The 11,205-nt window shown below is 65.6% G+C and carries 8 protein-coding genes; 1 reads left to right on the forward strand and 7 read right to left on the reverse strand.

Features of this window, described 5'->3' with window-relative positions; all coding sequences use genetic code 11:
* Positions 1–2: 2 nt before the first annotated feature.
* From GEV01_RS17665 to GEV01_RS17695, 7 genes are all read right to left on the reverse strand, one after another.
* Positions 3–473 carry an SRPBCC family protein gene (locus tag GEV01_RS17665; protein ID WP_152806753.1) on the reverse strand — a complete coding sequence of 157 codons (471 nt, stop codon included), beginning with the start codon at positions 471–473 and terminating at the stop codon, positions 3–5.
* Positions 470–6,226, reverse strand: coding sequence for a hybrid sensor histidine kinase/response regulator (locus GEV01_RS17670; protein ID WP_152806754.1), 5,757 nt, complete (start codon positions 6,224–6,226; stop codon positions 470–472). Before GEV01_RS17670 ends, GEV01_RS17665 begins: the two co-directional genes overlap by 4 nt.
* 30 nt (positions 6,227–6,256) lie before the next feature.
* On the reverse strand, positions 6,257–8,581 hold the full coding sequence (locus tag GEV01_RS17675) for a methyl-accepting chemotaxis protein (RefSeq protein ID WP_235914403.1): 2,325 nt from the start codon (positions 8,579–8,581) through the stop codon (positions 6,257–6,259).
* A gap of 45 nt (positions 8,582–8,626) precedes the next feature.
* A complete protein-coding gene (locus GEV01_RS17680) occupies positions 8,627–9,190 on the reverse strand; it encodes a chemotaxis protein CheW (protein ID WP_152806756.1) in 564 nt (187 codons plus the stop codon).
* A gap of 3 nt (positions 9,191–9,193) precedes the next feature.
* Positions 9,194–9,559: a response regulator gene (locus GEV01_RS17685; RefSeq protein ID WP_008452046.1), complete on the reverse strand. Its 366-nt coding sequence runs from the start codon at positions 9,557–9,559 to the stop codon at positions 9,194–9,196.
* Between the two features lie 20 nt (positions 9,560–9,579).
* On the reverse strand, positions 9,580–9,993 hold the full coding sequence (locus GEV01_RS17690) for a response regulator (protein ID WP_008452049.1): 414 nt from the start codon (positions 9,991–9,993) through the stop codon (positions 9,580–9,582).
* Between the two features lie 103 nt (positions 9,994–10,096).
* Positions 10,097–10,249, reverse strand: coding sequence for a rubredoxin (locus GEV01_RS17695; protein WP_043481419.1), 153 nt, complete (start codon positions 10,247–10,249; stop codon positions 10,097–10,099).
* A gap of 96 nt (positions 10,250–10,345) precedes the next feature.
* Here GEV01_RS17695 and thiD point away from each other — a divergent pair, with 96 nt between their 5' ends.
* Positions 10,346–11,194 carry a bifunctional hydroxymethylpyrimidine kinase/phosphomethylpyrimidine kinase gene (gene thiD / locus GEV01_RS17700; protein ID WP_328595541.1) on the forward strand — a complete coding sequence of 283 codons (849 nt, stop codon included), beginning with the start codon at positions 10,346–10,348 and terminating at the stop codon, positions 11,192–11,194.
* The last annotated feature ends 11 nt before the right edge of the window (positions 11,195–11,205 follow it).

Raw genomic sequence — 11,205 nt, forward strand, 5'->3', positions numbered from 1 at the left:
TATCAGACTTGAGCCTGGCCTTGCGGAGTCTGCTCAACGGCGGCCTTGATATCGATGAGGTCTTGCATGACGGCTTTCTTCGCCACACCTTTGAAGAATAAACTCATTGGTATCGACATCAGTTTCGCAACCATGCCTTGAGGCTGGGAGATGTGCGTCTCCGCCAGCGTGGCGCCATCGCTGCCCTCGGCGATGCGCTTGATGCACAGGAAGACGAATCCGTCGCTTTCCGCTTTGGTGGTGTATGTCTCGTTCTCGACCGCCTCGATGATCCACTTTTCCGCAGTAGCTGGTTTGCCGAACAGCATGCGGGTTTCACGCCACCGCAGTCCTACCAGCCCGCTCGCCGGTTTCTCGACGATCTCGATATCGTCGATGCCGCTGATGGTTTTTGCGGCGCGTTCGATATCGGTGATCGCGGCCCAAACCGCGGCCCTGGATGCGCTGATCGCAATTTGAACGTCAACAATCACGTCGCCGCTCCGCGCAACAACCCTTCGATCGCATCCAGCAGCACCGGCTCCTGGAACGGTTTGCCGAAGTAGGCATTCACGCCCAGTTGCAGCGCGTAGTTGCGGTGCTTGTCCGCGCTACGGGAGGTGATCATGATGATGGGAATATCCCGCGTACGCTCGTCGCCACGCACGTTGCGCGTCAGGTCGAAGCCGTCCATGCGCGGCATCTCGATATCGACCAGCATCAGGTCCGGCCGGGCGCCTTGCAGCTGCTCCAGCGCGTCCACGCCATCCTTCGCCAGCACCACGTTGTAGCCTTCCCGCTCCAGCAGGCGCTGTGTCACGCGGCGCACGGTCATCGAATCGTCGACCACCATGATCGAACGGCCTTGCTGGCCAGGCGCCGGGCTGTCGCCGGCCGCCTGCGCAAAGTGCTGCTTCATCTCGGGATGATGCGCGAGGTGCTGCGCCAGCGCGACCGGATTCAGGATCAAAACGATATCGCCCGAACCCAGTACCGTGGCGCCGGCAATGCCGACCATGCGCGCCAGCTGCGGGCCGATGTTCTTGATGACGACCTCGCGGTTGCCCAGCACTTCATCAACGCGCACCGCCAGCCGCTCGTTGCCGTTCTTGAGCATCATCACCGGGGCCGAGCGCTGCACCGGCGGATGCGCCGCCGCGTCGCCCAGCAAAGCCGGCAGGTAGTGCAGCTCTGCGTGCTGGCCCTGGATAGGCACGTAGCCGTTGTGGTGCGCCTCGACCAGCGCGGCATCCTTCATCTGCAGCACCTGTTCGACCAGGATGGCCGGCAGCGCGTAGGTCTTGCCGGCGGCCGCGATCAACACGACCTGCGTGACGGCCAGCGTCAGCGGCAGATGGATGGTGAAGCGCGTACCTTTGCCGCGCTCGGAGAACATGTCGACACGGCCGCCCAGCGCCTGCGCTTCGGACTGCACGACGTCCATGCCGACGCCACGGCCGGACAACTCAGTCAGCGATTCGGCGGTGGAGAAGCCGGGTTCGAAAATCAGGTCGGCGATCTGGGCGTCGGTGACTTCTTCGTCCTCTTGCAGCAGGCCGTTGCTGATCGCTTTGGCGCGAATGCGTTCCAGATCGAGGCCGGCGCCGTCGTCGGTAAATTCGATGACGACTTCATTGCCCTGTTGCGTGACCTGCACCAGCAGTTCGCCGGTTTCGTTCTTGCCTGCTTCGGTGCGGGCGGAGCGCGATTCCACGCCGTGGGCGATGGCGTTGCGCAGCAGGTGTTCGAACGGCGCGGCCATGCGTTCCAATACGCTGCGGTCGACCTCCACCGCGCTGCCCCGGATGTCGAGGTTGACGCGTTTATCGACCTCCTTGGCGCTCTGGCGGGCGACGCGGAACAGACGTTCGGAGATGCTGGCAAATGGCACCATGCGCACGCGCATCAGGTCGCGCTGCAGGTCGCGCGTGAGGCGGGCTTGCAGCACCAGGTCGTCGCCGGCGCTGTCGACGCTGCGGGTCAGGCTTTCGTGGAAGGAGGCGACGTCGTTGACGCTTTCCGCCATCATGCGGGTCAGTTCCTGCAGGCGCGTGAAACGGTCGAATTCGAGCGGGTCGAATTCGCGCTCGCTGGAGATCGACATGCGGGAGGCGATCTGCGATTCGGCCTGCATTTCGACTTCGCGCAGCTGGCGGCGCAGGCGTGTCAGGTTCTCTGAGAAGTCGAACAACGAGGCGCGCAGGGTTTCGACTTCGTTTTCCAGCTTGGAGCGGGAGATCGATACTTCGCCGGCCTGGTTCACCAGGCGGTCGAGGATGTCGGCGCGGACGCGGACCAGGGGCGACTTCGTGCCGGTTTGCAGATCGTCGGCCGGGGCGTGCGGGGAGGCTGCGGCTGCGGCGGCTCCGACTGCGGCGAGGCTTGCTGCGCCTGCGTCGCCAGTGCTGGCAGCGCCGGTGGCGTCCGCGGTGAGGTCCGTGGCGATGTCGCTGGTCCCGGCGATGGCTGGCGTGCCGGAGTCCAGCCTGGTGACGTCGGCGGCCAGGCCGGCGGCGCCGGCGGCTTGCTGCAATGCGTCCGGGTGCTGGAGCTGTTCGAACAGCAGCAGCGCGTGGTCGTAGTGGGCCAGCAGTTCGTCGAACGCTTGCGGCGTGGCGGAGCCGGCGTGCACCATGTTTTCAATGTGCGTTTCGATTTCGTGGGCGTGCTGGCCCAGGCGCATTGCACCGGCCATGCGGGCGCTGCCCTTCACGGTGTGCAGGAGGCGCAGCAGGCTTTGGGCTTGCGTGGTGTCGGCGGGGTTGTGCTGCCAGGCGCGCAGTGCTTCGCCGACTTGCGGCAGCAGGTCCGCGCCTTCTTCCAGGAAGACCGGCAGCAGGTCGGCGTCCAGTTCGTCGTGGAAGATGGCTGGGGCGGCAGCCAGGATTTCCGGTTCGGCAGGAGGGAGTTCGAGGATCTCGGCGTCCAGCTCCGGCTCAGGCGACGGCTCGGAGGCTAGAGCGTGGGCATGCTCTGGCTCGGGCGCCAGCTCAGGCAGCGGCTCAGGCTCAGGCTCGGGCGACGGCGCGACGGCCGATGGCAGAACGTCCGGCTCTGGCTCTGGCTCTGGCTCGGCGGCAACGGGCGCTGGCGCCGGCTCGGGTTCCTGATCCAGCGGTTCGGCTATCTTGAGCGGTGGCTCGGCGAAGGCGTCGTCAAACGCGGCGTTGAACAGGTCATCAATGCTGTCATCTGCCCGCGCTTCGGTCTTTTTCGGCGCAGACGCACTTGCTGGCGCCTCCGATTCCGGCACGCTGCCGCTGAGCGCATCGAACGTCTCGCGGAACAGCTTGTCCATCGCCGACTCCACCGGGGCTGGCGGCGCGGACGTGATGTCGTGCATCGTCTCCGCGACCAAGTCATCCAGTCGTGCCTCGATATCGTTGCTGGCCGCAGGTGGCGCCGCCTCCAGCTCCGCACGCAGATCGTGCAGCGCGGTGATTAGCTCCGGCTGCGCGGCCGGCATATCGCCCGCCGCAAAACTCTGCAGCATCTGGCGGATGCGTTCTATCGTAAAGTCCAGCAGATCATGCTGCACCTGATCCAGATGCGGCGCAGGCGGCAGCAAGGCCTGCAGCGTGGACTCCAGCGCCAGTGCCAGTTCGCGCAAGGCCTTGAAACCCACCGTGCCCGAAGTGCCGGCCAAAGTATGCGAAGCCTGAAGCGCTTCAGCGTTCACCGGCCGGCGCGGCTCATGACGCCATTCGCCAAAGTCCTGCGTCAGCAGACGCACCAGTTCATCCGTCTCGTGCAGATAGATGTTGTACAGCGGCAGAGCGATTTCCAGCTCACCGATATGCTTGACGTTGTCGTCGCGCGGCACCAGCGGCGTGATGGTCGGGAACTCGATGACGTTGCCGGCAGCGACAACCACCGGCGGCGCAGGCAGCTCCGTCAACGGCGGCAGCTCGACCGCCTCCGGCTCTTCAGTGGCAGCAAAATCAGGTTCCTCGACCACGGCCTGCACGGCCTCCTCCACCGGCACCGGTGAAGGCTCCGCAGCCGACGGCGCATCGATAACGAAGCCGCCGCCATCCTGCACACGCGCAGCCGCAGCCACCAGCGCCTCCGCATTGCGCACAGAAACGCCGGTGGCAACCAACTCCGCCACCCACGCCCCCATCTGCCGCGCCGCCTCGTTCAGCAAATCAAACAGCGCATCCGTCGCCGGCCGCGCTTCCGCCAGCCACACATTCATCACCCGTTCAATGCCATGCGCCGCATCGGCAAACTGGTTCAGGCCCACCATCCGCCCACTGCCCTTGAGCGTATGGAAGGAGCGCCGCAACATGGTCAAATTCTCTTCACTGCCCGACTCCGCACGCGGCTTGGCCAGCGTCGCGTCGACAAACTGCAGCACCTCCTGCGCCTCGGAGATAAAAATCTCCAGCAGCTCCGCCTCCTCCGCCGCATCGCTGCTGGCCGGCGCGGGCGCCTCCACCGGCATCGCGACCGGCGCAGGCGCAGGCACCTGGTCCTCCAGCACCGGGATCGACTCCGAAGCCGGCATCTTCTTGAACGGCACCGAACGGAAAGTGCCATGCTCCGCATCGAACGCAAAGCGCTCACGCGCACCAGCCGCGTTCTGCGCCAGCATGTCGACAAAGAAGCCCAGCGCACCGACATTCTGCGCGATGTCGTCCAACGCCTTCGGCTCCAGCGACGGATCGCCCTCGCCCGACGCCAGCGCATGCACCGCCGCCTTCACATGCCGCGCCGCCTGCGTCGCATCGTCCTGGTCCAGGATCGCCAGCGCGCCCTGCAACTGGTGCAGCACCGGGTCCAGCTCCACCAGCGACGGCCGCTTCGACGGCTCGGCGTAGTACTCGTCGAGCACCTTCTCCACCTGCCGCAGGCCGGTCTTCATCTCCATCGCCAGCGCGACGACCGTGTCGTCCTGCTGCATCTGCTGCGCCAGGCCGCTCTGCCATTGCGCCGGTTCCGGCGGCGTATCGCCGGACACCAGCGCCAGCAAGCGCGCACCTATCGTATCGGCATGCGCCGCGAAATCGCCGGGCAGATGGCGGATCTGCTCCAGCCCATGCTCGGCAAACAGCAGCGCGGTCGCCATCTCCAGCGCCAGCTCCTCGCTGCGGCCGGCGGAGATGGCGGTACGCGCCACATCGGCCAGCTGCCGCAGCAGCACACTCAACGCCGGCATCTCCAGCTGGTCGCAAGCCGCCGCCACCTCGGCCAGCGCGCCGCCGAAGGCCGCATCGAGCGCGGGATCGATTTCCGCGCCGGCCAGCCTGTCCCAGCTTGCCTTGGCCTTGGCCATGCCGGCCTTGGCGCGCTCCAGCGCATCGAGGTCGATCTGGCCGTAGCGGCGGCGTTCGTAATCGACCGGCACCAGGCCGTCCAGTGCGAACACGCGGCGCAGCTGCTGCACCGTTTCCGAAGCCGACGACGGACCGGCAGCGGCGATGAAGAACAGCGCGTCGCGCAGCATCGCATCCGGCTGCGCGGCTGCTCCCTGGCTCAGGCGACGGATCTGCAGATTGATCAGGCCAAACAGCTGCTTGACGTACAAGCCGCCCGCCAGTTCGCCACTGGCCACCAGTTCGGCGAAGGCCTGCATCGCCAGCCAGAAGGTGTAGGCCTTGGCGTCCTGCTGCGCGGCGGCGACCAGCTTCACGGCTTCCAGCAGTGCGGCGGCATGTTCCTGCTGCTGTGCCGCTTCGGTGCTCTTCAGGTAGGGCAGCAGCGATTTTTCAAACCGCTGACGATACGCCGCGTAGTCAGCAGCCGGCGCCTCGCCGGCTGCTGGCACACCGGCACTGCGCGACAGGTCGGGATAGAACAGGTCGGCCGGATGGATGCGCTCCACAGCCATCATTTCCTGCACCGCACGGTAGTACGGGAACAGCTTGACCGGCTGCGACGGCACCCCCTCCAGCAGTTCCTGCAAATACTCGACCAGCGCCTGGTACAGCTCCGCCAGCGTCTGCGCATGGTCGGTACTGCATTTGAGCGTGCCGGCCTTGAAGCGGTCCAGCGCCTCCTCGGCCACCTGCGTCACCAGGCCGACGCCATCCACGTCCACCATCATCAGCGCGCCGTGCGCCTGGTGCAGGTGGGACTTGGCGTGCTGCAGCTGGGTCGCCTGATCTTCCTGCGCCCGGCCGCCCGCTTCGAACAGGGCGGTTTTCGAGCGTGCCAGCGACTCGCGGATTTCCACCATCACCCACGACAAAGGGCCGGTATCAAACTGCGGTTGCGGCGGATTCGGAAAATCAGTTGTGGTCATGCTTGCCTCAGCCTTTCAATGATGGGCGGTTCAGGACGCGATGCGGAATCGCGCCACCGAGTTTTTCAATTCCTGCGCCAGCACTGACAGCTTGTGAATCGATTGCGCGGTTTGCTGGGTGCCGTCCTGGGTCTGCTCCGTCACCGTCAAAATATGTTGGATGTTCTGCGCCACGCCGCTTGCCGACGTGGCCTGCTGGCCGGTCGCCATCGAGATGCCGGAGATCAGCTCGGCCAGGCGGTTCGACACCTGCGAGATGTCGTTCAGCGCCGCGCCGGCCGCATCGGACAGGCGCGCGCCTTCGACCACGCCCTGCGTCGACTTCTCCATTGCCGCCACAGCGTCGTGGGTATCGGTCTGAATCGTGCGTACCAGCGCGCCGATCTGCTTGGCCGCTTCGGCCGAGCGTTCGGCCAGGCGCTGCACCTCTTCCGCCACCACCGAGAAGCCGCGCCCCGCCTCGCCGGCCGATGCGGCCTGGATCGCCGCGTTCAGCGCCAGCACGTTGGTCTGCTCGGTGATGTCGGAAATGAGTTCGGTGATCTCGCCGATCTCCTGCGACGATTCGCCCAGGCGCTTGATGCGCTTGGACGTATCCTGGATCTGCTCGCGGATCTCGTGCATGCCCTTGATGGCGTTTTCCACCGCCGTCGCGCCCTGCTGCGCCGCCGCCACCGACTGCCGCGCCACGTCGGCCGATTCACTGGCCGAGCGCGATACGTCGGTAATCTCATTGGCCATCTTGACCACCGTGGCCGACGCATCCTGGATCTCGCGCGACTGCTGCTGGGACGCCAGCAGCAGATCGCTGGAGATGCTCTGCGCGTGGGTGGACGCCTTGGTCACTTGCTCGGCGGTGGCGGTCACGCGGCCGACCAGGCCGCGCAGCTCTTCCACCGTGTAGTTGACCGAGTCGGCGATGGCGCCGGTGATGTCCTCGGACACTGTGGCCTGCACCGTCAAATCGCCGTCCGCCACTTCCTGCAGCTCGTTCATCAGGCGCAGAATCGCCGCCTGGTTCTGGTCGTTCATGGCCTTGGCTTCCTCTTCCTTGCGCTGCGACTGCTGGCGCATGGATTCCGCTTCCTGGCGGCGGCGGTCGGCGCCACGGGTGCGGTTGTACGAATCCATCAGCAGCACGCGGCCGATGGCCGCCGCCGACACCAGCGTCAGCATGCCGCCGGCCACCATCAGCCAGAAGGTCATGCCCAGCGAATCCTGGTCTTCGCGGTAAGCCTGCTGCAGCACGGACAGGCGCTGGCGCAGCGCTTCGTTGTCGGTGAAAATCAGCTGTTCGGCATTCTTGGCGGCGCCGAATTTATCCAGCTTGTCGAGGATGGCCGACACCAGCTTCTGGTACTCCTCGAATTCGGTTTTCAGCGCGGTGAATTTGTCGCGCAGGTCCGGCTCGCGCACTGCGGCCAGTCCCAGCGGCGCGCTGCCGTTGAGGAAGCCGTCGACGGTGTTGCGGAACACGGTGGTGTCGCGGCCCAGCTGGAACGCGGTTTCCGAGCTGATGCCGCCGGCGGTGAGGAATTCACCGGCGCTGCGGCTCATGCGCTGGGTCAGCATGGTCAGCTTGCCAAGCGCCGCGATCTCGCGCGCCGATCCGCCGCGCTGCACCTTGAGCGCGGAGATGTCTTCGGTGCGGTTGAGCAGGGCCGGCGACATGTCGTTGAGCTTTTTCAGCGTCTTGTCGACGCCGCTCAAGTCGGCCTTCAGCAGCAGGATGGTGCCGGCCGCGATATCGGACGGACCCCATTGCTTGCGCGCCGCCGCCACCACGGGGGCCAGCGCGGAAATCGGTTCGCCGATCTCGCGGCCCTGATAGCGGCCGCCGCGCGTCATCAGCGCGAAGTCGTTGTTCAATTCCTTGCGGCTTTCCTCCAGCTGGCGGAAGCCTTCGGCGCTGCCCTGCACCGCGTTCGGCGTCGCCTTGCCGATGCGCTGCGAGTGCATCAGCGCATCGCTGGCGACCTGGGTCTGGGTGGAGCGGTTGGCGCTGTGGATGGTGTTCAGCGCGACGAACAGGGCGCTCAGCGCCAGGCTGACCGCCAATGCCGTCGAGAGTATGCTCAGCTGGCGCTGCGCCGGCAGGTGGCCGATCAGCGGCAGCTTGAAGCCGGTCCCCGGTTCGGCTGCGGCGACGGGAGCGCCGCCGCGACGGCCCAGCGCGTCGCGCAGGCGCAGCGGCGCGGCGCTGTCCGCGTTATCGGCGGCTGCGGGCGGCTGGGCCTCGACGACGGCGGTATGCAAAAACTGCGAATCGCCCGCTTCGCCCAATTCTGAATTCGCTGCCATGTCCTGGCCGGCATTCCGGTTGCCACGCGAGAAAAACCCCATCTTGAAAGCCATGCCACCCTCTCCGGATTAGTTGCGGTCTACACCAGTATGCCGCCCTTACAAACCAACTTGCAGAAAACGCGATTCACGCACCAGTTGCGCCAGGTCGATGCGGGTCCATTGCTGGCCTTCGCCATCGGTGAAGTGCTGGCTGCTCCATTCGGGTCCGGCATCGGCCGATGCTTCCACTGCCTGCATATCGGCCAGCTTGCGCAGGCCCAGCACGCGTTCGGCCAGCAGCGCGCAATTGAAACCGAGCGAGGGAGCGAATGTGATCAGGCGGCGTTCGGATGCCGCAGCGTCGCCGGCGGCCTGGCCCTGGTAGCGCGCCAGGTCGATCACGCCGGTGAGATTACCGCGAATATTGGCCAGGCCCTGGTACCAGTCCTGCGCCAGCGGCACCGGCGTTACCGGTTGCAGCGGCACGATTTCACTGATCTGGGTCAAGTCCAGCAAACAGTGGTGGCCGCCGATCATCACGCCGAGCTCACGGCCACCAGCGGCGGCGCCAGTTTTGGCGGCCTGCATGCGCTCCAGCAGCTGCACCTGATACTGGCGCAAACGGCTGCGGCGTTCCGGGCCGGCCGGGGTGGATGGGGTGTCGGGCGCCTGGCTGCTCATCGCTTAGCCGAGGGCGGCGATTTTGGCCAGCAGCTCGGCCGCGTCGACCGGCTTGACCAGGTAGTCGCGCGCGCCCTGGCGCAGGCCCCAGATACGGTCGGTCTCCTGGTTCTTGCTGGAGCAGATAATCACCGGCACGTCCTGTAGCTCGGGATCGCGGGCGATCGAGCGCGTGACCTGGAAGCCGTTCGCGCCGGGCATGACCACATCCATCAGGATCAACTGGGGTTTGTCGGCCTTGATCTTGGCCAGCGCTTCCTCGCCGTTTTCGGCGGTGGAAACGGTAAAACCGTTTTTAACCAGGATGTCGGTCAGGTAGTAACGCTCCGTGGGCGAATCGTCGACGATCAGAATTCTTTGTATGGTCATGGTATTCCCCTGAAGCTTGCTTATTCTTGTGTGGCGACGGCCCCGCCGCCGGTGTGCTCGCGCACGGCGGCCAGCAGGCTGTCTTTGGTAAAAGGTTTGGTCAGATAGGCGGCCGAGCCGACCATGGCGCCGCGCGCGCGGTCGAACAGGCCGTCCTTGGACGACAGCATCAGCACCGGCGTGGCGTGGAACTTGGCGCTCTTCTTGATCAGCGCGCAGGTCTGGTAGCCGTCCAGCCGTGGCATTAAAATATCGCAGAAGACCAGCGCCGGATGGTGGTCGTTGATCTTGGCCAGCGCGTCGAATCCATCCTCGGCCAGCACCACCTGGTAGCCAGCCTGGGTCAGGAAGATCTCGGCCGAACGACGAATCGTGCTGCTGTCGTCGATTACCATGATTTTCAGGGCATTAGCGTGCGGCGCGGTCGTCGTCATAATCGGTTCGCTGGAATGGTGGCTACACCATAGCATAGGCAGACGGCGGCTGGCGCGATAGTCGCACTGCGTGGCAATGCGCCGTGCCGCCGGCGGCGGGGAATCAGATGGCTACCATCTCGAAATCGTCCTTGCGGGCGCCGCATTCCGGGCAGCTCCAGTTCATCGGCACATCCGCCCAGCGGGTGCCCGGGGCGATGCCTTCGTCCGGCAAACCGGTTTCCTCGTCGTAGATCCAGCCACAGATCAGGCACATCCAGGTCTGGAACTCCTGCGTTGTTTCATTGCTACTCACGTTCTGCCACCCTTCAATCAAGTAAAATGCTGAATTAGGTATCTTAATCTACCCGCCGTGCAAAACCAAACTTCTCCTCTCATATTAAGCTTCGGCGCCGCCGATCCGGCCGGCGCGATCGGCGTCCAGGCCGACCTGGCGGTATTTTCCGCCCTCTCCTGCACCGGCCTTGCCGTGACCACCGCGTTGCTGATCGGCGACAGTGCCCGCGTCGAGGATGCCCAGGATATCGACCCTGACTGGGTCTCCGACCAGGCCCGCGTGGTGCTGGAGGATATGACCATGGCCGCCTTCAAGGTCGGCGCGCTGACCAATATCGAACAGGTGGCGGCCATCGCCGAGATCCTATCCGACTATCCGGACGCGCCGCTGATACTCGATCCGTTCAGCTCCCGCCTGGCCGATCCGGCCGACGCCGACGAGGCCGAGGAACTGCTGACGGCTTTGCGCCAGCTGCTGGTGCCGCAGGCCACGCTGCTGATGCTGTCGCAGGTGGAGCTGGGCCGGCTGGCCGAAACATGGCGCGAAGGCGCCGACGACACGATGGAGTCGGACGTCGAGCACCTGCTGGCCCTGGGCTGCGAATTCGTGCTCGTCACCGGCACCCAGGCCGGCACGCCGCAGGGCGAGGCGGCCGCACCGAACACCCTGGCCAACACCCTGTTCGGCGCCGACGGCATGATCAGCCACGACGCCTGGCAGCACATGCCCGGCCCCTTCCTCGGCGCGGGCGGCACGCTGTCGGCGGCGATCACCGCCTTCATGGCGCGCGGCGCCGAAGTGCCGGGCGCGGTGGCGGCGGCGCAGGAATACACCGTCGGCGCGCTGGCGCACGCCCATCGCTACGGCATGGGCAAGTTTATCCCGAACCGTTTTTTCCATATGCAGCAGGCTTTACCAACTTGATATTGAAGATG

The sequence above is a fragment of the Rugamonas rivuli genome, assembly GCF_009380165.1.
GTDB classification, from domain to species: domain Bacteria; phylum Pseudomonadota; class Gammaproteobacteria; order Burkholderiales; family Burkholderiaceae_D; genus Rugamonas; species Rugamonas rivuli.

Bases quoted from the DNA above. Each gene is read 5' to 3' on its own strand.
- GEV01_RS17670 (WP_152806754.1), bottom strand. From the start codon at position 6,226: ATGACCACAACTGATTTTCCGAATCCGCCGCAACCGCAGTTTGATACC.
- GEV01_RS17675 (WP_235914403.1), bottom strand. From the start codon at position 8,581: ATGGCTTTCAAGATGGGGTTTTTCTCGCGTGGCAACCGGAATGCCGGC.
- GEV01_RS17680 (WP_152806756.1), bottom strand. From the start codon at position 9,190: ATGAGCAGCCAGGCGCCCGACACCCCATCCACCCCGGCCGGCCCGGAA.
- GEV01_RS17685 (WP_008452046.1), bottom strand. From the start codon at position 9,559: ATGACCATACAAAGAATTCTGATCGTCGACGATTCGCCCACGGAGCGT.
- GEV01_RS17690 (WP_008452049.1), bottom strand. From the start codon at position 9,993: ATGACGACGACCGCGCCGCACGCTAATGCCCTGAAAATCATGGTAATC.
- GEV01_RS17695 (WP_043481419.1), bottom strand. From the start codon at position 10,249: ATGTGCCTGATCTGTGGCTGGATCTACGACGAGGAAACCGGTTTGCCG.